This is a genomic window from Methylorubrum salsuginis (assembly GCF_900114375.1).
GTDB classification, from domain to species: domain Bacteria; phylum Pseudomonadota; class Alphaproteobacteria; order Rhizobiales; family Beijerinckiaceae; genus Methylobacterium; species Methylobacterium salsuginis.
Window position 1 is genome coordinate 164376 of sequence record NZ_FOSV01000003.1, and the last position, 22597, is coordinate 186972.

The window sequence follows — 22597 nt, forward strand, 5'->3', positions numbered from 1 at the left end:
AGCGGTGAGGCGCATCGCAGCCCACCCCGATCAATCGGCGAAGGCGCCGCTCGCCCGTTGCTCCACGGCGATCTGGATCAGCCCGGCCCGCGAGTTGACGCCGAGCTTGCTCCGCATGAGCGCGCTGGCGTTGACGATCGTGCGGTAGCTCACCGAGAGCGTGTCGGCGATCGCCTCGTAGGATTTGCCCTGGCTCATCAGCGAGAGGATCTGCAACTCGCGGACCGACAGCGTCGCGAGCGGCGCGGGCCGCACGGTCCGGTTGAGCATCGCGACCTCGGTGGCGAGGGCGTGCGGCAGGCTGACCCGACCGGCCCGGACCGCGGCGAGCGCTTCGAGGAAGGCGTCGCTCCCGGCATCCTTCAGCACGAAGCCGAGGGCGCCGCCCTCCAGGGCGCGGGCGACCACGATGGGGTCCGCGTGCATGCTGAAGGCGAGGATGCGCACCTCGGGCTCCAGGGCCTTGAGGCGCCGGATCAGCGACAGACCCGAGAGGCCGCTGTCTCGGAAGCTCAGATCGGTCACGACGAGGCGCGGCCGATGGCGGTGGAACGCGCGAAAGCCCGAGACGATGTCGGTCGCCTCATGGATGATCCGGAAGCCGGCCTGTCCGGCCAGCGACCGGACGCCGCCCAGCACGACCGGATGGTCGTCGACCACGAGAAGGGTGTCCGGCCGATCCCGGGTCGGGACGGCGCCACCGGATATCCCGGACACGGGTCTGTCGATCAGGCTGGTCGTCACGGTTCGGGCGTCACCGGGCTTCGTGGGAGGCGAGTTGCGCCAGCGCCGCATCGTGATCGGCACCCTGGGCGCGGGCGTTGTAATAGTGCTGGACCATCTCGCCATAGAGGCTCTTGTGGCGACCGCGCTTGGCCGCGATGCCACCCAGGCCGTCGATCAGGCCGCGATAGGATTCCGACTTGCCGATCTCGGCGAGCATCTGGCCGAGTTGCACCGTGCGGTTGGCCATCATCCGCGGATCCTCGACGAAGCCGGTGCGGGCCGCCTTCAGCGAAGCGCGCATCGCCGCGACCTCGGGCGCGTCGTCGGGCAGTGGGCGGCCTGCCTCCCGGCCGGCGAGCCAGCGGGCCGGATCGGTCCCGTCCGTCGGGGTGAGCCAGCCGGGCAACTCGCTCTCCGAGGTGCGGGCGACGACCGCCTGCCCCTCGTCCCGGGGCTCCTCGCTGCCACAGGCCGCGAGCGCCAGCAGCGGCAGGAGCAGGAGGGATCGCCTCATCGGTCGCCCTCCCCCGCCACCGCGACGCTGCGCGGCCCCTCGGCCACGGGCAGGCGCCCCACCGCCTTGAGGCTGGCGAGATCGATCACGCTGACATCGTCCGAGAACCAGTTGGCCACGTAGGCGCGCGCGGCCCCGCCCTCGCGCGCCACCGCGATCCCCTCCGGATAGCGGCCGACGCCGATGGTGGCCGTGACCGCGAGGGTTTTCGTATCGAGCACCGTGACCGTGCCGGCGCCCTGGTTCGTCACCAGCACCCGCGCCCCGTCGGGGCTGACCGCGACGCCGTAGGGCATCGCGCCTGCCGGCACGGTGGCGACCGCCTTCAAGGCGGCGGTGTCGATCACGGTGAGGTCGTTGCTGCGCACGTTTCCGACGTAGAGGCGCGTCCCGGCCGGGTCGAGCGCCAGGGCGAAGGGCGCCTCGCCGACGGGAATCGTCGCCACCCGCTCCATCCGGGCGGCGTCGATCACGCTGACCTGCCGGCTCTCCCGGTCGGCGACGAACAGCCGTCCGGACCGGTCGAGGACGAGATGGGCCGGGTCGCGCCCCGTCGCCGCCGAGCCCTCGACCCGCCCGTCCGCCGCCGCGATCCGGTCGACCCGGTGCCCCGACCAATCGGTGGCGAAGACGGTGCGCCCATCCGCCGAGGCCGCGAGGCCGAAGACCTGTCCGGCATAGGGCAGGCGCCGCAGCACCTTGCCCGTCCCGGCCTCGGCCACCGTGATCGCGTGCCCGTCGGGATGGCTCAGGAACAGGAGCCCGCCTCCCGCCGCCACCGTGGCAGGGGCGGCGGGGACGGCGGCGCCCTCCACCGCCCCCCCCGCCTCGATCCGCGACAGCTGCGCCCCCTGCTGGCTCGCGACCCAGACCGTGGCGGCGAGCGCGGGGGCGCCCGACAGGGCGAGGAGGAAGGTCGCGAGGAGAGGCGCCGGCCGGCTCATTGGGTCGCCTTACCGCCCTCGGCGACGGCCTTCAGCCCCTTCAGCCCCTCGGCGAAGAAGCGGTTCATCGCCTCGCGACCGGCCTCGTCGCTGAGGTTGTCCGGCGGCTCGTTGCCGGTGTCGCCGCGGTAGAACCGGCTCAGCCACTCCACCTTGGAGCCGTCGCCCTCAGGCGCGACCGTGAAGGTCGCCGAATAGGAGGAGACCGGCAGCGCCTTCAGATCCGGGTCGCCCGAGCTGCGGTAGGAGTAGGTGTGCTCCTTGTCCTTCCACTCGTCGAGGCCGTCGACGAGGGTGCCGCCGTTCTTGAGGGTGAGGGTGCGGCTGCCGCCCTCCTGGTTGCCGCCCGTGCTCGTCGCCTTGGCGACGTCCGGGTGCCATTTCCCGATGCTGCCGAAATCGCCCGCGATCTTCCAGACCGCGTCCGGGCTCGCCTTGATCGTGATCGACTGGCTGACCTTCTGCGGCGTCGGGCCGTGGGCGAGCGCCAGGCCGGCGGCGAGCACGAGCGGCACCGTGAGGGAGGCTCCGAGGAGGGAAAGACGCATGCGTTACATCCTGGTGGTCTGAAGGAAGCGGGCCGGAAGCAGGCCCGCGAGGAAAGCGGCGAGCGCCAGTGCGAGGGCGAGGCCGCCCAGCAGCGGCCGCGGATCGATCCGTCCCGGCAGGGGGCGCGGAGTCGCGGCGGCAGTGAAGGCGGGGGCGAGCCCGTCGGGCCCGTCGAGATGAGCGTAAGCCAGCCCGGTCTGCGCGGCGAGCGCCTTGAGATGCGGCTCGCGCACCGAGGAGAGATGCTCGGTGCCCTTGGCGGCCGAGGCACCGAAGGGAGCGTTGCGCGGATTGTAGCCCTCGCGGGATTCCGCATCCGCCGGCGGTGGGCCGAAGCGGTTCTCCTGCTGGACGTCGGTCTCGCCATAGAACCCGGCCTCGCGGCCGCGATCGTTGTATTTCGGGATCGGCGACAACCCGTAGGCACCGGCCCCGGCGATGAGGCCGCGCACGGCGCCGGGCTTGCCGTCGAAGGGCGGCAGGCCGGTGGAAGGCAGCGGCGGCGTCTCCTGCCCGTCGGTGACGAACAGGAGGTCGGTGTCGAGTTCGCCGGCCATCTGGATCGCCCGGTGCAGTCCCGCCGCGACGCGGCTGTCGCCCTCCCAGGCCATGCGCCAGTCGATCCCCGCGAGGGCGCCGTCCAGCGGCGCGAAATCGGCGCAGACCTCGATCGGCGTGAACAGCAGGAACGGCCGCCGCTCGGTGAACAGGGCCAGCGCGACGCGCGAACCGCAGGGCAGCTCCGCCACCATCCGGCGCAAGGCCGCCTTGGCGATCTCGAGCCGGCTCGTTGGCTTGCCGTCGAGGGTGTAGTCGCGCACATTCATGCTGCCGGTGATGTCCACCACCGCCAGCACCGCGACGCCGGAGCGGGTCAGCGGCAGCGGCCCGGCGAACAGGGCGGCCAGCGTCAGAACGAGCGCGGCGGCGAGTGCCTGGAAGCGGCGGTCGCGCAGGTTCCTTCGGAACGGCAGATGACGCAGCGCGCGCGTCGCCGGCGTCATGGCCCGCCCCGCGGCTGGCCGGGGATGTCGGTCCAGATCTGCTTCGGCTCGGCCTTCAGCTCGTCGCCGAACTTGCGGTCGAATTCCGGAAAATCGCGGATCAGGCGCGAGGCGACGTCGAAATTGAACTTCGCGTCCCAGAAATCGGGCCGGGCCTGGAGCGCCCGGCGGTAATCCTGGCGCGCCAGCGTGACCTGCGGCCCGGCCTTGTCGAGTTCGCCCCGGCCAATGAGGTCGAAGGCCTGTCTCACCCGGGCATTGGCGAGGACGTAGCGGGCGCGGGCCGCGCTGTCGGTCGCGCCGTTGCGATCCAGGCTCTCCAGAAGGGGCTCAGCCTCTTCCAGCCGGTCCCGCGCCGCGAGGAACTTGATCCGTGCGACCGACAGGGCGGCGGGGGCGTCGGGCGCCACGGCGACGTCGCGCCCGGCTTCCAGCGCGGCGATGCCGGCATTGGTCCGCGACGCGCTCCAGGCGGAGATACCGGCCGCGACGGAACCGGCCAGCAGCAGGATCGGCAGCAGGACGAGCAAATGCGGCCGGACCGCCCGCCATGCGGCGCCGAAGCCGGCGGTGAGACGGGCACGCCGGGAGGGAGCGGGATGCGAGAGGGCGAGCGGGGTCATGCGGCGTCGCTCCGCGGCGTCTCGTGCCGGGCAACGGGGGCGGCCCGCTCAGTCGAAGCGTGCGGCCCCTGTCTCAGAAAATCGGCTTCCGCGAGCTTGGCCAGCACCAGCACCAGAAGCCCGAAGGCGGCCGCCGCATAGGCGTAACCGGTCAGATCCCGCCGCGGCCGGATCTCGGTATAGGGGATCGGGTCGCGCTCCAGCGCCTCGATCTGGCGCACCGCGCCGGCCACCGCCTCCGCCCCCTCGGCCTCGAAGGCGCGGTAGGGCACGCCGAGGCTCTTGAAGAACAGGTCGAGATGGCGCTCGGGCGCAGCCTGGGGCGTGTCCTCGCCGGCGGGCTTGTCGTGGATCGAGGGCGAGCCCTTGGTGCGCAGGAACAGCCAGTAGAGGTTCGGCCGCACCTTGGCGAACTCGGCCCGGAGCTGGGCCTGGATCCGCGGATCGATCACCGCCGCCCCGTCCGAGACCAGCAGCAACGCGCGGGACACGCCGGGCGCGGCGGGGCCGAACTGCGACAGGGCCATCCCGAGGCCGCGGGCGACGTTGGTGTAGTCGAGCCCCGGCCGGTCGATGGCCGAGATCGCCGCGCGCACGGCGTCGCGCCGGTCGGTCATCGGCACCACCAGCATCGGCGCGGTGGAGAAGGCCGTCACGGCGAACTGGTCGTGGGCGCGCTCGCCGACGAAGGCCCCGAGGATGCGCCGCGAGGCCGCCGCCTTGGATTCCTCCTCGCCCGAGGGCTGCCGGCCGGCGAAGGTCTCGTTCATGCTCCCCGACCGGTCGATCAGCATCGACACCTGCGCGCCGATGCCGGTGCGGGTCACGTGTTCGCCCGCCCGGTAGGGGCCGGCCAGCGCCACGATCAGCCCGGCGAGCGCCAGGATGCCGGAGACCGTCAGAACCGCGCCGATGGCCGCCGAGAGCGGGTCGGCGGGCGCGGCCGAGACCGCCGAGATCGCGGTGCGACGGGTCGCCGAGCGCAGCAGCGGCAGCAACGCCAGCGGCAGCAGCCACAGCAGCCAGGGCGTCGCCACGCCGAAAGAGCCGAACGGCGCGCCCATTCAGGCGCTCCGCTCGGCGGCGGCGAGGCGGACGAGCAGGGCCTCGACGTCGCTCACGGGGAAGGCGCGGGCGGCGGCCTCGGTCTCCCGGCCGAAGAACGCCCGCCGCGACGCCGCGAAGAATGTCTTGAGGTTTTCCGCCTGCCCGCGGAAGGCGGGGTGGGCGGTCAGGAACAGCGCCAGGTCGTCGGCGAGCAGGCGGCGGCCGGCGGTGGCGTCGAGGGCGCGGTGCAGGACCAAGAACGCCTCGCGGGTGCGGGCCTCGCCCTCGGCCTTGCGCTTCACCCGGCGCAGAGCCTTCAACCCGAGGGCGAAGGGGCGCCCGCGTCGCGGCGCGAACGGTCCCCAGGCGCGGTCGCGGGCGAGCGGCACCAGGGCGAGGGCGGCGAGCGCCAGCAGGCCGAGCGCCGTGACGGTGGCGGGCTGGGGATCGAGGCGCGGCGCGCGCCCGTCCGGGAGCAGGTATTCGGCGGGGTCGTCGCGGCGCTCGGGCTGCACCTCACGCAAGGGAGAGACGCCGATCTTCCAGGCCGGGATCTGGGCGGTGGCGGTGGTGAGCCCGCCCTTGCCGCCACTCTCGATCGTCACGGGAAAGCCCGGCACTTCGAGGGTGCGGGAATCCAGCGCCGCGTAGAAATCCTGATAGGTCAGGCGCAGGCGGATCAGCGTCGCGTCGCCCTCGCGCCGCTCCTCGACCGAGACTGTGCGCAGGTCGAGCCAATAGGTGACCGGGCCGGGCTTGGGCAGCGAGGCGCGCTGCACCGTGAATCCGGGATCGACCCGGATGTCGGCCTGAACCTGCACGAGGTCGCCGAGGAAGTAGCCGAAGGCGCGCGGCACCCGCAGCTCGACGCCGCGGACCTGGGCGAGCGCGGGCGACGAGACGAGGATCAGGAGGACGAGAAGGAGCGCGCGCATCGTCACGTCGTCAGCAGGTGACGGGTCAGCGCCTCCGCGTCGAAGCGGTCGGCGAGCCGGAAGGGAGGACGGGCGAAGGGCGTGCACAGACCGCGCAGGGTCTCGATCCGGGCGGCCTCGCGCTGGCGCCAGCGCCGGCGCAGGGACGGGCGCAGGAAGACCAGGCGGCGGCCGGCGCCCTCCAGATCGTCGAGTTCGACGAGGCCGAAGGCCGGCAGGCCGTCGTCTTCCGCGGTGTCGGCGAGCAGAACCGGCGTCACGTCGTGGAGGGCCAGCGCCGAGAGGATGCGGGTGATCGTGGCTTCCGGCCAGCGGAAATCGGAGACGAGGAAGACGAGCTTCGGGCGGCCCGCCAGCCGGCGCGCGGCTTCCATCAGCCCCTCGGCGCTGGTGCCGGCGCAGGCGGCGTCGCCGATCCGGGCGGCGGCGAGCCCCGCCGCGGCGCGGTGGCGGGTGGCCGGGAGGTACAGGTCTTCGCGAAAGACGCCGTCCGCCGCCATCAGGCCGAAGCCGTCGCCGATGCGCGTCGCCGAGCGGGCGAGCGCGGCGCAGAACGCCGCCGCCAGACCGAGCCGGTCGGCCCGACCCCGAAACCGCATGGAGGCGGAGAGGTCGATCAGCGCGTAGGTCTCGACCGGGCTGCGGGCCTCGAACCGGCGCACCGCCACGCCCTCGAACGGGTCGCGCAGGGAAGCCCGGATGTCGATGCGCCGGGCATCCGGCAGGTGCAGGAAGCCGACCGTATCGCGGAAGGTGCCGAGCCCTCCGGCCTGCTGCCCGCGATGGGCGCCGATCCGGTGGCCGCCCGGCCGCCAGCGCGGCCAGTAGAGGATGTCGGCTCCGTCCTCCGGGGCGCTCACGGAGCCGGCACCGTGTCGAACACGGCGCGGATCAATTCCGGCACGATCTCCGCGCGGCGCATCTCGTAGACCGGTTCGAGGAAGACGCGGTGGGCCATCACCTCGGGGAAGACCGCGCGGATGTCCTCCGGCACCAGCCAGTCGCGGCCCTCCAGCCAGGCCCGGACCCGGGCGGCGCGGACCAGAAAGGCGACGCCGCGGGGCGAGGCGCCGCCCTGGATCAGCCGCTCCATATCGAGCCCGGACAGCCGGATGCCCGCCGCGGCCGGACGCACCAGCGCCTCCCACAGGCCGACGACGTAGGCTTCGATCGCCGGTTCCGCGCGGACCGAGTGCTGGATCGCGCTGGCGATGGCGCCGATGCGGTCGTGGTCGAGCACGCCCGCACCGACTTCTTCCGTGAGGCGGTCGGTGTCGTGGAACCGAGGATCGAACACGAGCGCCCGGCGAGCCTCCGCGTTCCGCGGCGCCTCCATGCCGATCTCCATCAGGAAGCGGTCGCGGGCGGCGGCCGGCAGCTCGAAGGTCTCTTCCCGCTCGACCCGGTTGCGGTCGGCAAAGACCTGAAGGTTGGGGAAGTGATATTCGCGGTTGAAGGCCGCGACGCTGCGCTCGGCCATGATGCGCAGGAGCAGCGCATGGACCTGCGGCCGGGCGCGGTTGATCTCGTTGAAGAAGAAGACCGACAGGTCTTGCGCCTGCCGCAGGACCGGGCCGGGCTCGACCCGCGGTCGCCCGTCCTCGCCGAGATAGGTGTGATAGATCAGGTCGGTCGGCATCATGTCGACCGTGCCCTCGACGCGCTCGTAGGCGCCGCCCAGGGCCCGTGCGACCGCGCGCAGCAGCGTGGTCTTGCCGACGCCGACATCGCCCTCGAGCATGACGTGGCCGCGGGCGAAGATCGCGATGGTGACGAGGCGGATCGCCCGCTCCTGGCCGACCACCGCCTTGGCGATCTCGCGCTCGAAGCGCGTGGCGGCCTCCCGCCAATCCGTGAGTATCGCGTCGCCGGGGCGCAGGGTGTTCATTCGCCGGATGGGCCTTGTTGTTCTGGTGGGCGCGGCGGCCCCAACCCTCCCCCCTCAGCGGGGGAGGGTGCCCGCGGAGCGGGCGGGAGAGGGGGGCGGCGCGTCCGCCTGGCCGCCCTCGTCGAGTTATCTCCGGAAGCGGGGTTTCCCCTCTCCCGACCCCCTTCGGGGGCCACCCTCCCCCGTCGAGGGGGGAGGGTTACGTTGCGCGTGCGTGTGAAAAATCAGTTCGCCGCGATCTTGCTGACGTCGTATTCCCACTTGCCGGTCTTCTTGAAGTTATCGACGCGCTTCTTGTTGCGCTCTTCCATCTGCTTGATGGAATCGGCCTGCTTGTTCAGCTCCTTGGGGTCGTGCTTGGGATCGTACTTCGAGCCGGCGATCTTCTCCGGGAAGCCGGGCTTCGGCTCCCAGCAATTGCCCGGCGCCTTGCATTTGGTGCCGTCATAGGCGGCGGCCGGGCCGGCGAAGCCGGCGGCGGCGATGACGGACACGGCGGCGATGAGCACGGTCTTCATGGTTTCCTCCGTTTTTTGATGCGTTGGTCGCGAGCGGCGAACCGCCCCCTCGATCGCGCCGGTTGAGACCCGGCCCCGAACCCCGAAAGGATCACTCCTCCAGCGGCTTGCACTGGCCCTTGGCGTCCTTCGGGATGACTTCGCCCTGCTTGTAGGGCGTGTAGCTCTTCTTCTGCTCGTCGTTGAGCCAGACCGCGTCCTGCTTCGGGCCCGTGTAGAGGTGCCGGATCCAGGCGATGGTCTGCAGCATCTCGTCGGGCGTCAGGTTCTCGTTGTGCGGACCCATCATGCCGTTGGCGCCGCCGAAGATGGTCGAGAACAGGCCGACATCGGTCGTGTTCGACGGGTAGGTCCAGTAATTGTCGTTGAGGCCCGGTCCCAGCTTGCCCTCGGCGAGGTGGCCGTGGCAGCCCGAGCAGGAGGTGGCGAACAGGCTCTCGCCGTTGCGCAGGCAGGACTTGTCGTCGATGTAGATGTTCTCACCGGTCTGGAAGAACTTCTTCACCGCCGGGGTGTCGCGACCGCCCTCCTTGCCCTCGCTGACGTTGAGGGGTTCGCCGGTGACGGTGTTCCGGAACACGACGCCCGATTGCGGGGCCGATTGCGGTTGGGCAAGAGCCGCCGGTCCCGCGCCGCCCAGGACGACGAGCGTGGCGAGGGCGGTTCCAATCGTAGACTTTCGCATCATCGGGGTGATCGTCGCTTCCTGAGACTTTTGTCGTTTTCTTGGGGGAGGTGCCCGGCCCGCAGGGGCCGGATCGATCAGTTCGACACGGGGAGGACGGGCACGCCCTCTTCCTTCAGGATGGCCTCGATGCGGGGCTTGGCCTTGGCGATCGCCGCGTCGAGCTCGCCCTTCAGCGCCGTGTCGGCCTTGCGCACGCCCATCGCCTGGTCGAAGCTCTGGGGCATCTTCTGGCCGTCGCTGCGGGTCGTGTCGTCCGGCACGGGCGTCACGCGCAGCTTGGTCGAGGAATCGCGCACGTAGCGGGCGACATCGGGCCCGAAGGCCACCGCCACGTCGGCCTTGCCGCCGGCCACTTCGCTGACCATCCGGGCCGGATCGATCTGCGTATATTGGTTTCGGGGCGCGCGAAAATTCACAAGCGAATAGAGGTAGGCCATGTCCTCCTCGTAGCGGCCGATATCCTTGAGCATCGCCTCGCCGGGCGTCCCGAAGCCGACCACCATGTGGTCGATCTGCTTCAGCCGCGGGTCGCTCCACGACTTGATGTCGAGATCGCGGTCGGCGCGGGTGATGAAGACGTAGCCCGAGCGGTAATACGGCTTGGTGGTCAGCACGCGCTCGTCGTCGGCATCGAGCCCGATCACCACGTCGCAGGTGTTCTTCTCCAGGCCGTCCCGCACGAGGTAGATCGCGGGCTTGCCGAGCCAGACGAACTGAGCCTTGCGGCCCATTTCCTCGGCGACGACGGTGGCGATCTTGTTCTCGAGGCCCGACCCGTCCTTCATCGAGAGCGGCGGCTGCTCGGCGGCGCAGACCCGCAGGACGCCGGGATCGGTCTTCGCCGGGGCTTGGGCGGCCTTCTGCTCCTGCGCCAGGGCGGGCCCGGCGAGACCGAGGAGCGCGGCCAGCGTGAAGGCTTTCGCGGTCGCGCGGGGGCGTCCGTTCGCGAGCGGCATCGTTCGTTTCCTCTGGGATTCTTTTTGGGGTGTCGTCTCGGAAGACGGTTCCGGTGCCGACTTATGCTGCCGGGATCCGAAGGGGTTGCCCGTGCCTCCGGGGCCGGAGGACGAGGCTGGAACGGCGCGGCGCCGAGGGGGAGGAACGAGAGCCGCGCCGTCCCGGGACCTCCCCCTCTCGCGAGGGAGAGAGGGAGGCTTTCGTCGCTGGCCTTACTTGGCGGCCGACTTCCACTCGCCGACATTCGGATCGTCGTAGGGACCCTTGCCGTCGAGGGAGAAGACGATCACGCCGCCGCCCATCTGGGTGTAGTTGGCGAGCTTCTTGAAGGCGCCCACCGCACCGAGACCGGCGGTCGGGTCGGCGAGGTCGAACACGAGGCCCACGCCCGGCCAGCCGCCGACGCCGTAGTAGATGGCGACGTACTGGTTGCCCTTGTGGGAGTAGGTCATCGGGTAGCCGATGGCGCCGGACGGGATCTTGAACTTCCAGAGGAGGTCGCCCGTGTCGGAGTCGCGCGCCTTCAGGTAGCCGTCGAGCGTGCCGTAGAAGACGAGGTCACCCGCCGTGGCGAGCGTCCCGCCCCACACCGCGAAGCGCTCCATCTTCTCCCACTTGTAGTCGCCGGTGATCGCGTTGTACGCCTTGATCTGGCCGAGACCCTCGTAGTTCTGGCGGTCGCCCTTCGGGCCCGGATACATGTTCAGCGTCGCACCGACGAAGAACTGACCCGCACGATAGGGAAGCATGAAGGGCTCCCAATCCATGCAGATGTGGTTGATGCCCATGTAGAACAGTTCACGCTTCGGATCGTACGAGTCGTGACCCTGGTTGTGGTAGCCCATCGCCGAGGGGCAGATGTCCTTGGCGAGGTGATCCATCCGGGTGCCGTATTCCGGATCGCGCACCGGCTGGCCGGTCTTCAGATCGACCGACTTGAACACGTTGACCGTGTCGTCGAGCTTGTTGGCCGAGACCAGCGAGCCGTCGGTGCGGTCCAGCGTGTAGACGATGCCGTTGCGGTCCGGGTGGGTCAGCAGCTTGCGGACCTTGCCGTCCTTGTCCTTCTGGTCGGACAGCATCATCACGTTGACGCCGGCATAGTCCCACTCGTCGTGCGGTGTCTTCTGGTAGCCGAACTTGGCTTCACCCGTATCGGCGTCGCGGCCGAAGATCGTCATGGTCCACTTGTTGTCGCCCGGACGCATGGTCTCGTTCCACGGCGCCGGGTTGCCGGTGCCGAAGTAGATCAGGTTCGTGCCCGGATCGTAGGCGTACCAGCCCCAGTTGGTGCCGCCGCCGATCTTCCAGGCGTCGCCTTCCCAGGTGCCGGTGCCGAGGCCCTTCTGGCCGTAATGGGCGTTCTTGACGTTGAAGTCGTCGGCCAGCAGCAGATCCTTGTCCGGACCCGTGGCGTAGGCGCGCCACACCTGAGCGCCGGTCTTCACGTCGTAGGCGGTGAGGTAGCCGCGCACGCCGAGCTCGGCGCCGGAGGAACCGATGATCACCTTGTCCTTGACGACGTAGGGGGCGATGGTGAGCGTCGAGCCGACCTTGATGTCGGAGTTCTCGACCTTCCACACCGTCTCGCCGGTCTCGGCGTTGAGCGCCGCGACGTTGCCGTCGAGCTGGGTCTTGAGGATCAGCGCCGGGGTCTTGCCGTCGCCCGGCCAGTAGGCGAGGCCGCGGTTGACGAGATCGCAGCAGGCGACCGCACGGGCGGCCGGGTTCTGCTTCGGCTTGTCCTGCCACAGGATGTGGCCCGGATCGTCCAGACCCAGCGCGAAGGTGTTGTTCGGGAACGAGGTGTGGATGTACATCTTGCCGTCGACGACGAGCGGCGCGCCCTCGTGGCCGTTCAGCAGACCGGTGGAAAAGGTCCAAGCCGGCCGGAGCTGCTTCACGTTCGACTTGTTGACCTGCTTCAACTCGCTGTAGTTGTTCGAATCGTAGTTCTTACCGGGCATCACCCAGTTCTCGTCGCTCTTCGACAGCTCGACCAGCTTGTCGTTGGCGAACGCCCCGCTCGACAGGGCCACCGGCGCGAGCGCCAGCATCGCCAGTGCCGACACCGATGTCACGTATCTGCTCATCCTGCGTCTCCTCGCTCAACCGCCACGCCTTTCGGCCTCGCGGCACCACTCAGATTTCTTTCGTCCGAGGTCCAGGCTCGCCTTCAAGTCGATCGGTGGCCAGCATCGAGTCTCTAAGCATTCCCTTAGAGCAGAGCGACCTTATGAAAGACTTATTAGCGCCCCTTCGCCTATATTTTCTAGGACTTTATTGGACGCGATGTCTTTAGGTGGTCCGACATTTGTTGGCGGGAGCATAAGGCAAGCCTAAGATTGCCGTCCGGTAGGTGCAGTGCACACTTGACCGGCTCTACTCTGCACGCCACGACTTCCTCCCAACGGGCGCGTGTCGAAGCAGCCCGACCCGGACCGGGGGAGACATTTTGTCATGGGAGGAGACGGCACGGCCCGGCGACGGATGCGGGCGGCGGCCCTCACGCTCGCCGGCCTGATCGCGGGGCTCGGCCTCGCCCGGGCGGCGGACGCGATCGATGTCGAGACGACGGGCGCGCTCTATCCGCGCGACGGGCGCCGCGACCTCACCGCCGAGGATCGCCTGCGCTTTCCCGGCGCGGGCGTGCTGTGGTGCCGCCGCCCCGACGGCGTCCCGCGCAAGGCGGCCGCCGCGTGGCTGATCGGCGCGCCGACGCTCGTGATGCTCAACGCTCACAATTTCCGCAACCGCCAGCTCGAGACGACACGGATCGTGTCCGATTGCTACTTCCAGATCGGCGGGCGCAACTACGATTTCGTCGCCGACAGCCTGCAGCTCGGCGTGGCCCGCGACGCGGAGCGACTTCACATCACCGACGACTGGGCGCTGCTGCGCCTCGTCCAAGCCGCCGAGGCCCCGACGCAGCCCCTGCCCGAGGCGCCGCCCGACCTGACGACCGGAGATCTGACGCTGCCGGTCACGATGGTCTCGCCGGGCGGCCACGGCAATTATCGGGGTGAGGCCAGCCTGGAGACCTGCACGGTCCGCCGTGTCGATCCGCCGACCGAAGGCGACACCCGCCGCGCCCGGCACGATTGCAACGACGGCTACGGCGGCTCGGGTTCGGGCCTGTTCGACGAGGCCGGCCGGATGGTGGCGATGCAGAGCGCCTCGCTCTCCATGAACTCACGCCACGCCTTCGATATCGAGTTCCACTACGGCTCGGCCCTGCTGATCGAAGGGGCTCTGCTCGATGCCCTGCGCGAGGCCGTGAGACGGCCTCAGCCCTCGCCGTAACGCCGGCTCCCGCGACGGCCATCACCGTCGCGATCATCGATAATGAGGTTGTGTCACGGGTTTGAGGATCGATCGACGTTGTGGCCGCCTGCGCCAAGGAGCGAGAGACGGATCACACGCCTCTCGAATGGGTCGATTGCTTCCACACTCGCCGCTTGCACGAACTCATCGGCAACGTGCCTCTTGGCGAGGCCGAGGCGCGCTGCTTCACGCGGGTCAGGCGTGAACCTTGGCAGCTGGATCCAGACCACATCGAATCCGGGCAATCCGGCGCGGTTCAGATCGATCCTAATGAGTTCCTTATAGGATCGCCTCCTTTTCCGTCTCGAACCCTAACGCGGTTCCCGTCCACATTCGGGGTCGACCCAGCTCGGTCGCGGAGTGTCCGCGACCGGAGGTCGAACGGACCCGCGACGCATCATGCTCGACATCGCCTTCCTCGCAGCAGCCTTTGCCTTCTTCGGCCTGGCCGCCGGCTACGCCACGCTCTGCGAACGCCTCTGAGGCGCCCCCCATGACTCTCGACCTCGCCCTCGGAGCCCTCGTGACGGCCGGGCTCCTCGTCTACCTCACCTACGCCCTCGTCCGCCCCGAGCGGTTCTGAGCGGCCCTGCCGGACCACATCCATGAATGCTAACGGCTGGATACAGATCGCGCTGTTCTGCGCGGTCGTCCTCGCGCTCGTGAAGCCGCTCGGCTGGTACATGACGCGCGTCTTCAACGGGGAGCGAACCCCGCTCTCGCCCGTGCTCTGCCCCGTCGAGCGCGGTCTCTACCGCGCCGCCGGCATCGACGAGCGCCACGAGCAGACCTGGCTCGGCTACGGCCTGGCCATGTTGGCCTTCCACGGACTCGGCTTCGTACTGCTCTACGCGGTGCTACGCCTGCAGGACGTGCTACCGCTCAACCCCATGGGTCAGGCGGCAGTGGCGCCCGACCTTGCGTTCAACACCGCGGCGAGCTTTGTCACCAACACCAACTGGCAGAACTACGGCGGCGAGAGCACCCTCTCGTATCTCAGCCAGATGTTGGGGCTGACGCACCAGAACTTCCTCTCGGCAGCGACCGGCATCGCCCTTGCCGTCGCCCTGATCCGCGGCTTCGCCCGTGCCTCCGCCAGGACGGTCGGCTCGTTCTGGGTCGATCTGACCCGCTGCACCCTCTATGTGCTGCTGCCGATCTGCTTCGTCTATGCGCTGTTTCTGGTCTCGCAGGGCATGCCGCAGACGCTTGGCACCTACGTCGATGTCACGACGTTGGAAGGCGCCCAGCAGACCATCGCGGTCGGCCCGGTGGCGAGCCAGGTGGCGATCAAGATGCTCGGCACCAACGGCGGCGGCTTCTTCAACGCCAACGCTGCCCACCCGTTCGAGAACCCCACCGCCCTTTCGAACCTCGTCCAAATGATCTCGATCTTCGCGCTGGGGGCCGCGCTCACCAACGTCTTCGGGCGCATGGTCGGCGACGAGCGCCAGGGCTGGGCGATCCTCGCGGCCATGGGCCTGCTGTTCCTGGCTGGCGTCGCGGTCACCTATGCCAGCGAGGCGGCAGGCAGTTCCGTCCTGAACGGCCTCGGGCTCACCGGCGGCAACATGGAGGGCAAGGAGGTCCGCTTCGGAATCGTGGCGTCGGCGCTCTTTGCGGTGGTGACGACGGCGGCCTCCTGCGGCGCGGTCAACGCGATGCACGACTCGTTCACGGCGCTCGGCGGCCTCATCCCACTGATCAATATGCAACTCGGCGAGATCATCGTCGGCGGCGTCGGCGCGGGCCTCTACGGCATGCTGGTCTTCACCGTGGTGGCGATCTTCGTGGCCGGCCTGATGGTCGGGCGCACGCCGGAATATCTCGGCAAGAAGATCGAGGCCCGCGAGGTCAAGATGGCCATGCTCGCCATCCTTTGTCTGCCGCTGATGATGCTCGGCGGCACCGCGCTCGCCACCGTCCTCCCGGCTGGGCTCGCCGGTCCGGCGAACGCCGGCCCGCACGGCTTCTCGGAGATTCTCTACGCCTTCACCTCGGCAGCCGCCAACAACGGCTCGGCCTTCGGCGGGCTCACCGGCAACACGCCGTTCTACAACAGCCTTCTCGCGCTCGGCATGCTGGTCGGACGGTTCTTCGTCATCGTCCCGGCGCTGGCCATGGCCGGATCGCTGGCGGCCAAGAAGACGCTGCCGGCCTCGGCCGGCACCTTCCCGACCCATGGCGGTCTGTTCGTCGGCCTGCTCGTCGGCGTCATCCTGATCGTCGGCGGCCTGACCTTCTTCCCGTCGCTGGCGCTCGGCCCGGTGGTCGAGCACCTCGCGGGCTCGGCCGGCCAGACCTTCGGGACGGGGGGCTGAGATGCCCCGCGCCTTCCCCTCACGGCGCAGGCCGCACCATCACCCGGTGCTACGCCCTCGCCCCCAAAGCGGCCCGTCGCGCCCCTTGCGCATGTCGGACCTCGTCCTGGCGCTCCTCGGCGTCGTCCTGCTCGGCGGCTTCGCCCTGATGACGGCGGCGACGCTGGCCGCCTCCTGAACCGAACTCGGCAAGGCTCGGCCGCTCAGGCCGGGCCGACCCGCCCCTCTCCGGACGCGAACTCCATGTCCTCCCAAAAAACATCATCGCTGTTCAGCGCCGCCCTGGTCGGGCCCGCGCTCCTCGGATCCGTCAGGAAGCTCGACCCCCGCGCCATGATCCGCAACCCGGTCATGTTCGTGGTCGAGGTCGTGGCGGCGCTCACCACCGTACTGTTCCTCCGCGACCTCGTCGCCGAGGGCAACGACGTGTTCTTCTCCGGCCAGATCGTCCTCTGGCTCTGGTTCACGCTGCTGTTTGCCAACTTCGCCGAGGCGCTGGCCGAGGGCCGTGGCAAGGCCCAGGCCGATTCCTTGCGCCGCACCCGCACCGAGATGCAGGCCAAGCGCCTCACCGGCAAGGGCCGCAACTTCGAGACGGTGCCCGGCACCTCGCTCAAGGTCGGCGACGTGGTGCTGGTCGAGGCCGGCGACCTGATCCCCTCCGACGGCGAGGTCATCGAGGGCGTCGCGTCGGTCAACGAGGCCGCCATCACCGGCGAATCCGCCCCCGTCATTCGCGAATCGGGCGGCGACCGCTCGGCGGTCACCGGCGGCACGCAGGTATTGTCCGACGAGATACGGGTCCGCATCACGGCCGCCGCCGGCTCGACCTTCGTCGACCGCATGATCGCGCTGGTCGAGGGTGCGGCGCGCCAGAAGACGCCGAACGAGATCGCCCTCAACATCCTGCTGGCCGGCCTCACCATCGTGTTCGTCTTCGCGGTCGCTTCGATCCCGAGCTTTGCGAGCTATGCCGGCGGCTCGATCCCCGTCATCGTCCTGGTCGCGCTGTTCGTGACCCTGATCCCGACCACCATCGGCGCGCTCCTGTCCGCCATCGGCATCGCCGGCATGGACCGTCTCGTGCGCTTCAACGTGCTCGCCATGTCGGGCCGCGCGGTCGAGGCGGCGGGCGACGTCGACACGCTGCTGTTGGACAAGACCGGCACCATCACGCTGGGCAACCGGCAGGCGACCGAGTTCCGGCCCGTGCGCGGCGTCTCCGAGCAGGAGCTGGCCGACGCGGCGCAGCTCGCCTCGCTCGCCGACGAAACGCCGGAGGGCCGCTCCATCGTCGTGCTCGCCAAGGAGAAGTACGGCATCCGTGCCCGCGACATGGCCGGGCTGAACGCCACCTTCGTGCCCTTCACCGCGCAGTCGCGGATGTCGGGCGTCGACCTCGACGGCTCGTCCATCCGCAAGGGCGCGGTCGATGCCGTCATCGCCTCGGTGACGGGACAGCCGATGGCGACCCGCGGCTCGAACCTCGCCCTGGCCGTCCGGCCCGAGGCCGAGACGGGGGGCGTGGCCGAGATCCGTGCCATCGCCGAGGACATCGCCAAGGCCGGCGGCACCCCGCTCGCGGTGGCCAAGGACGGCAGCCTGCTCGGCGTGGTCTACCTGAAGGACATCGTGAAGGGCGGCATCCGCGAGCGCTTCGCCGAGTTGCGCCGGATGGGAATCCGCACCGTCATGATCACCGGCGACAACCCGATGACGGCCGCTGCCATCGCAGCCGAGGCCGGCGTCGACGACTTCCTCGCCCAGGCGACCCCCGAGGACAAGCTGGCCCTCATCCGGCGCGAGCAGGCCGAGGGCAAGCTGGTCGCCATGTGCGGCGACGGCACCAACGACGCCCCCGCGCTCGCCCAGGCCGATGTCGGCGTGGCGATGAACACCGGCACAGTGGCGGCCCGCGAGGCCGGCAACATGGTCGATCTCGATTCCGACCCGACGAAACTCATCGAGATCGTCGGCATCGGCAAGCAGTTGCTGATGACGCGGGGCGCATTGACCACCTTCTCCATCGCCAACGACGTGGCCAAGTATTTCGCCATCATCCCGGCCATGTTCCTGACGCTCTACCCCCAGCTCGAGGCCTTGAACGTGATGGGCCTCGCCTCGCCTCAGAGCGCGATCCTGTCGGCGATCATCTTCAACGCACTGGTCATCGTCGCCCTGATCCCGCTCGCGCTGAAGGGCGTGACCTACCGCCCGGTCGGGGCCGCCTCGCTCCTGCGCCGCAACCTCCTCGTCTACGGCCTCGGCGGCGTCCTCGTGCCCTTCGTGGCCATCAAGGTCATCGACATGGCCGTCACCGCCCTCCATCTCGCTTGAAGAAGGTCTTAGGAGACCTGCCATGCTGAACCAGCTTCGCCCCGCCCTCGTCCTGCTCGTCGCCCTGACGGCGGTCACAGGCCTCGCCTATCCGCTCGCCGTCACCGGCATCGCCGGCACGGTTTTCCCGGCCAAGGCCGCCGGCAGCTTGATCGAGCGCGACGGCAAGGTCGTCGGTTCCAGCCTGATCGGCCAGGGCTTCACCGGCGGGGGCTACTTCCACGGCCGGCCGTCGGCCACCACCGCGGCCGACCCGGCCGATGCGAGCAAAACGGTGCCGGCGCCCTACAACGCCGCGAACTCGATGGGTTCGAACCTCGGTCCCACCAGCTCCGCGCTGGCGGAACGGGTGAGGGGCGACCTCGACGCCCTGAAGGCCGAGAACCCGGGCCAGCCGGTGCCGGTCGATCTCGTCACGACGAGCGGCTCGGGCCTCGACCCCGACGTCTCGCCCGAGGCGGCCTTCTTTCAGGTGCCGCGGGTCGCGAAGGCCCGCAACCTGTCCGAGGAGCAGGTGAACGAGCTCGTTGCCGCCCAGGTGCAGGGCCGCACACTGGGCATCCTCGGCGAACCGCGTGTCAACGTGCTGGCGCTGAACCTCGCGCTCGACGAACTCGCCAAGCGCTAAAAGAGCCATCATGTCCGACCCCGGCCGCGATCCGAACCGCCCCTCGCCCGACGCGCTGCTCGAAGCGGTGCGCCGAGAGGAGCGGACACGCGGCCGGCTCAAAGTGTTCCTCGGCGCCGCGCCCGGTGTCGGCAAGACCTACGAGATGCTTACCATCGGGCGCGCCCGGCTCAAATCGGGCGCCGACGTCGTGGTCGGCGTGGTCGAGACGCACGGGCGCGCCGAGACGCAAAGCCTGCTCGACGGCTTCGAGGTCGTTCCGCGGCGCGCCGTGCCCTATCACGGCACGGTCCTGGAGGAGATGGACCTCGACGCACTGCTCGCTCGCCGGCCGCGGATCGCGCTCGTGGACGAGCTCGCCCACACCAATGCGCCCGGCTCGCGGCATCCGAAGCGCTATCAGGACGTCGAGGAGTTGCTCGACGCCGGCATCGACGTCCTGACGACGCTCAACATCCAACACGTCGAAAGCCTCAACGACGTGGTCGCCTCCATCACCCGTATCCGCGTTCGCGAGACCGTTCCGGACGGGGTTCTCGACCGGGCCGACGACATCGAGGTCGTCGATCTCAACCCCGACGACCTGATCGAGCGCCTGAAGGCCGGCAAGGTCTATGTGCCGGCCAACGCCGAGCGGGCGCTCAAGCACTATTTTTCCCGCGGCAACCTTACCGCCCTGCGCGAGCTGGCGCTCAGGCGCACCGCGGACCGGGTCGACGACGAACTCCTCAGCCACATGCGGGCCAACGCGATTCCCGGCCCCTGGGCGGCGGGCGAGCGGGTGCTGGTCTGCGTCAGCGAGGATCCGCGCTCGGCCGGGCTCGTGCGGTATGCCAAGCGGCTGGCCGACCGCCTGCATGCGCCCTGGAGCGCGCTCGTGGTCGAGGGGCCGCGCGCCGCCTCGCTCACCGAGGCGGAACGCGACCGCGTCGCCGAGACGCTGCGGCTGGCGGACCGACTCGGGGGCGACGCCGTGACCCTGCCGGGCGGGCGGCGCATCGCCGACGACATCATCGCCTACGCGCAATCGGCCAACGTCAACCACATCGTCGTCGGCAAGGCGGCGCGCTCGAAGTGGTTCGAGTTCGTGAACGGCTCGGTCGTGCACGACCTCGTGCGTCGCAGCGGCAACATCAGCGTGCACGTGGTACCCGGCGAGGCCGTCCCGGCGGCGGCGCAGACGCGGACGATCGCCACGACCACGGCTGCCGCTCCGGATTTCCGGTCCTACGCCCTCGCCCTCGTCGCGACGGGGCTGGGGCTCGCGCTCGCCCTGCTGCTCCAACCCCATGCCGGGGTCGAGAACGCGGACCTGTTCCTCCTGACCGCGATCGTCGGCGTGGCCGTGCGCTTCGGTCTCGGCCCCTCGCTGCTGGCCGTCGTGGCGGCCTCGCTCGCCTACAACTTCTTCTTCCTTCCGCCGGTCTACACTCTCACCATCGCCGACCCGACCAACGTCGCGGCCTTCGTGCTGTTCTCGGTGGTGGCGGTGGTGGTCTCCAACCTCGCCGCCCGCGCCCGCCTGACCGCGGTGCTCAGCCAAGCCCGCGCCAAGTCCTCCGAGCGGCTGTTCGGCTTCTCGCGCAAGCTCGCGGGCTGCGCTTCCCTCGACGACGTGCTGTGGGCGACATCGGCCCAGGTCGCCGCCATGCTGAAGGTCCGCGTCGTACTGCTGCTGCCGGAGGCTAGAGCGCATTCCGACGAAGCGGATACCGGTTCGACGAAAGAGTACGCGTCGAACCAAGACCTTAGAAGCGTGCCCCCATCAAACGTGGTCCGGCACGGCTCCAAGGCCGTCACGGTCCGGGCCGGCTACCCGCCCGAGGATAGGCTCGACGAGGCCGATCTCGCCGCCGCGCAATGGGCCTTCGACAACGAGCGCCCGGCCGGGCGCGGCTCCGACACGCTGCCCGGCGCCAAGCGCCTGTTCCTGCCGATGCGCACCGGACGCGGCACCATCGGCGTCATCGGCCTCGATGCGGACGGGACCGGCCCGATCCTGGCGCCGGAGGGCCTGCGCCTCCTCGACGCCCTCGCCGACATGGGCGCGCTCGCCATCGAGCGGGTGCGACTCGTGGAGGACCTCGACCGGGCCGAGCGCGCCGCCGAGACCGACCGGCTGGCCCGGGCGCTCCTCACCTCGATCAGTCACGATCTGCGTACGCCGCTGGCCTCCGTGCTCGGCTCGGCCAGCACGCTCCGGGACCTCGACGCGGCGCTCCCGGCCGAGTCCAAGGCCGAGCTCCTGGCAACGATCATCGAGGAATCGGAGCGATTGAACCGCTTCATCGTCAACCTGCTCGACATGACGCGGCTGGAAGCCGGCGCGGTCGCTCCGAACCTCGCCCCCCAGGACGTGGCCGAGACCGTCGACACCGCCCTGCGGCGAACACAGAAGATCCTGGCCGAGCACCGGATCGCGGTCGCGATCGATTCCGACCTGCCGACGCTGCACCTCGACCCGGTCCTGTTTGAGCAGGTGCTGGTCAACCTCCTCGACAACGCCGCGAAGTACGCGCCCGAGGGCACGACCGTGACGGTTCGTGCCCGGCACGACGGCCAGGCGGTCCGCATCGAGGTGCTCGACGAGGGCTTCGGTCTGCCCGAAGGCGATGTCGAGCGGGTGTTCGACAAGTTCTACCGGGTGCGCAAGAGCGACCACGTCCGGGCCGGCACCGGGCTGGGCCTCGCCATCTCCCGCGGGTTCGTCGAGGCGATGGGCGGCACCATCACGGCCGGCAACCGTCGCGACCGGTTGGGGGCCGCCTTTACCGTGGCGCTTCCGGTCCCGGCACGGACGACGCCAAGGGATATCGCCGCATGAGCCCGACCATTCTCGTCATCGACGACGAGCCCCCGATCCGCAAGCTGCTGCGCATGGGCCTGTCCACCCAGGGCTACGCCATCATCGAGGCCCCGAACGCCACCACCGCCCTGGAGGTGCTCGCGCGCGAGAGCCCGGATCTCGTCATCCTCGACCTCGGCCTGCCGGACATGCGCGGGCACGATCTGCTGCGGGCGATCCGGGCGAGCCATCCGGGCCTGCCGGTGGTGGTGCTGTCGAGCCGGGACGACGAGGGCGGAAAGGTCGAGGCTCTCGACCTAGGCGCCGACGACTACGTGACGAAGCCCTTCGGCATGGCGGAGCTCCTGGCGCGGCTGCGCGCGGCCCTACGACACCAACTCGCCGCCCGGGGCGAGCGGCCCGTCTTCCGGGTCGACGGCCTCTCGGTCGATCTCGTCCGCCGTGTGGTCAAGGTCGACGACGCCGAGGTGAAGCTGACCCCGCGCGAGTACGACTTCCTGCGGGTTCTCGTGCTGCATGCCGGCAAGGTGCTGACCCACGCCCAGCTGATGCACGAGGTCTCGGTCTCGTCGGAGCCTCAATACCTGCGGGTCTACATGCGCCAGCTCCGGCAAAAGCTGGAGGCCGACCCGGAGCGGCCGCGCATTCTTCTCACCGAGACTGGCGTCGGCTATCGCCTGCGCGCGCCCGACGACGAACCGGATCTCAGGCTGCGCGCGGCGAACGACGCCAAGCCGGCGGCGACGGAGACGAGATCTTGAAGCCCAGTTCCACCAGCGGCCGACCGA

21 protein-coding genes are annotated in these 22597 nt (G+C 69.9%); 7 read left to right on the forward strand and 14 right to left on the reverse strand.

Features of this window, described 5'->3' with window-relative positions; translation table 11 throughout:
• Positions 1-30 precede the first annotated feature (30 nt).
• The 14 genes from BM140_RS05915 to BM140_RS05985 all read right to left on the reverse strand — a co-directional run bounded on the left by BM140_RS05915 (position 31) and on the right by BM140_RS05985 (position 12486).
• Entirely contained in the window at positions 31-717 is a 687-nt protein-coding gene (locus BM140_RS05915; protein ID WP_244535323.1) for a response regulator transcription factor, read from the reverse strand.
• A 37-nt stretch (positions 718-754) separates the two neighbouring features.
• The gene (locus BM140_RS05920) at positions 755-1240 is read right to left on the reverse strand and encodes an MxaH protein (RefSeq protein WP_091943004.1); all 486 of its coding nucleotides are present in this window, start codon (positions 1238-1240) and stop codon (positions 755-757) included.
• Positions 1237-2184: a YncE family protein gene (locus tag BM140_RS05925; RefSeq protein ID WP_091943006.1), complete on the reverse strand. Its 948-nt coding sequence runs from the start codon at positions 2182-2184 to the stop codon at positions 1237-1239. The genes BM140_RS05920 and BM140_RS05925 overlap by 4 nt, the downstream gene beginning before the upstream one ends.
• A complete protein-coding gene (locus BM140_RS05930) occupies positions 2181-2732 on the reverse strand; it encodes an SRPBCC family protein (protein ID WP_091943008.1) in 552 nt (183 codons plus the stop codon). The genes BM140_RS05925 and BM140_RS05930 overlap by 4 nt, the downstream gene beginning before the upstream one ends.
• Before the next feature lie 3 nt (positions 2733-2735).
• Positions 2736-3737, reverse strand: a complete 1002-nt coding sequence (locus BM140_RS05935) for a vWA domain-containing protein (protein ID WP_091943009.1) — start codon at positions 3735-3737, stop codon at positions 2736-2738.
• Positions 3734-4360, reverse strand: coding sequence for an MxaK protein (locus BM140_RS05940; protein ID WP_091943011.1), 627 nt, complete (start codon positions 4358-4360; stop codon positions 3734-3736). The genes BM140_RS05935 and BM140_RS05940 overlap by 4 nt, the downstream gene beginning before the upstream one ends.
• Positions 4357-5424 carry a vWA domain-containing protein gene (locus BM140_RS05945; protein ID WP_091943013.1) on the reverse strand — a complete coding sequence of 356 codons (1068 nt, stop codon included), beginning with the start codon at positions 5422-5424 and terminating at the stop codon, positions 4357-4359. Before BM140_RS05945 ends, BM140_RS05940 begins: the two co-directional genes overlap by 4 nt.
• On the reverse strand, positions 5425-6342 hold the full coding sequence (locus tag BM140_RS05950; RefSeq protein WP_091943015.1) for a nonribosomal peptide synthetase MxaA: 918 nt from the start codon (positions 6340-6342) through the stop codon (positions 5425-5427). It lies immediately after the preceding gene.
• 2 nt (positions 6343-6344) lie between these two features.
• Positions 6345-7202 carry a DUF58 domain-containing protein gene (locus BM140_RS05955; RefSeq protein ID WP_091943017.1) on the reverse strand — a complete coding sequence of 286 codons (858 nt, stop codon included), beginning with the start codon at positions 7200-7202 and terminating at the stop codon, positions 6345-6347.
• Positions 7199-8230, reverse strand: coding sequence for an AAA family ATPase (locus tag BM140_RS05960; protein ID WP_091943019.1), 1032 nt, complete (start codon positions 8228-8230; stop codon positions 7199-7201). The genes BM140_RS05955 and BM140_RS05960 overlap by 4 nt, the downstream gene beginning before the upstream one ends.
• 224 nt (positions 8231-8454) lie before the next feature.
• Positions 8455-8748, reverse strand: coding sequence for a methanol dehydrogenase [cytochrome c] subunit (locus tag BM140_RS05970; protein ID WP_091943023.1), 294 nt, complete (start codon positions 8746-8748; stop codon positions 8455-8457).
• Positions 8749-8839: 91 nt separating this feature from the next.
• Positions 8840-9436, reverse strand: coding sequence for a cytochrome c(L), periplasmic (moxG, locus tag BM140_RS05975; protein ID WP_091943024.1), 597 nt, complete (start codon positions 9434-9436; stop codon positions 8840-8842).
• A 74-nt stretch (positions 9437-9510) separates the two neighbouring features.
• Positions 9511-10392 (reverse strand): methanol oxidation system protein MoxJ, encoded by an 882-nt coding sequence (gene moxJ, locus BM140_RS05980; protein WP_091943026.1) that lies wholly within the window; start codon positions 10390-10392, stop codon positions 9511-9513.
• 213 nt (positions 10393-10605) lie between these two features.
• Entirely contained in the window at positions 10606-12486 is a 1881-nt protein-coding gene (locus BM140_RS05985; protein WP_091943028.1) for a methanol/ethanol family PQQ-dependent dehydrogenase, read from the reverse strand.
• A 397-nt stretch (positions 12487-12883) separates the two neighbouring features.
• Here BM140_RS05985 and BM140_RS05990 point away from each other — a divergent pair, with 397 nt between their 5' ends.
• From BM140_RS05990 to BM140_RS06020, 7 genes are all read left to right on the forward strand, one after another.
• Positions 12884-13696 carry a S1 family peptidase gene (locus BM140_RS05990; RefSeq protein WP_425287044.1) on the forward strand — a complete coding sequence of 271 codons (813 nt, stop codon included), beginning with the start codon at positions 12884-12886 and terminating at the stop codon, positions 13694-13696.
• A 514-nt stretch (positions 13697-14210) separates the two neighbouring features.
• Complete coding sequence (locus BM140_RS05995) at positions 14211-14300, forward strand: K(+)-transporting ATPase subunit F (RefSeq protein ID WP_017484418.1); 90 nt, start codon at positions 14211-14213, stop codon at positions 14298-14300.
• Between the two features lie 22 nt (positions 14301-14322).
• On the forward strand, positions 14323-16038 hold the full coding sequence (kdpA, locus tag BM140_RS06000; protein WP_091943032.1) for a potassium-transporting ATPase subunit KdpA: 1716 nt from the start codon (positions 14323-14325) through the stop codon (positions 16036-16038).
• Between the two features lie 243 nt (positions 16039-16281).
• Positions 16282-18375, forward strand: coding sequence for a potassium-transporting ATPase subunit KdpB (gene kdpB / locus BM140_RS06005; protein ID WP_091943034.1), 2094 nt, complete (start codon positions 16282-16284; stop codon positions 18373-18375).
• Between the two features lie 22 nt (positions 18376-18397).
• Positions 18398-19003 carry a K(+)-transporting ATPase subunit C gene (locus BM140_RS06010; protein ID WP_091943036.1) on the forward strand — a complete coding sequence of 202 codons (606 nt, stop codon included), beginning with the start codon at positions 18398-18400 and terminating at the stop codon, positions 19001-19003.
• 10 nt (positions 19004-19013) lie between these two features.
• Positions 19014-21827 carry a sensor histidine kinase gene (locus BM140_RS06015; protein WP_091943038.1) on the forward strand — a complete coding sequence of 938 codons (2814 nt, stop codon included), beginning with the start codon at positions 19014-19016 and terminating at the stop codon, positions 21825-21827.
• Positions 21824-22570 carry a response regulator gene (locus tag BM140_RS06020; protein ID WP_091943040.1) on the forward strand — a complete coding sequence of 249 codons (747 nt, stop codon included), beginning with the start codon at positions 21824-21826 and terminating at the stop codon, positions 22568-22570. The genes BM140_RS06015 and BM140_RS06020 overlap by 4 nt, the downstream gene beginning before the upstream one ends.
• Positions 22571-22597: the final 27 nt, after the last annotated feature.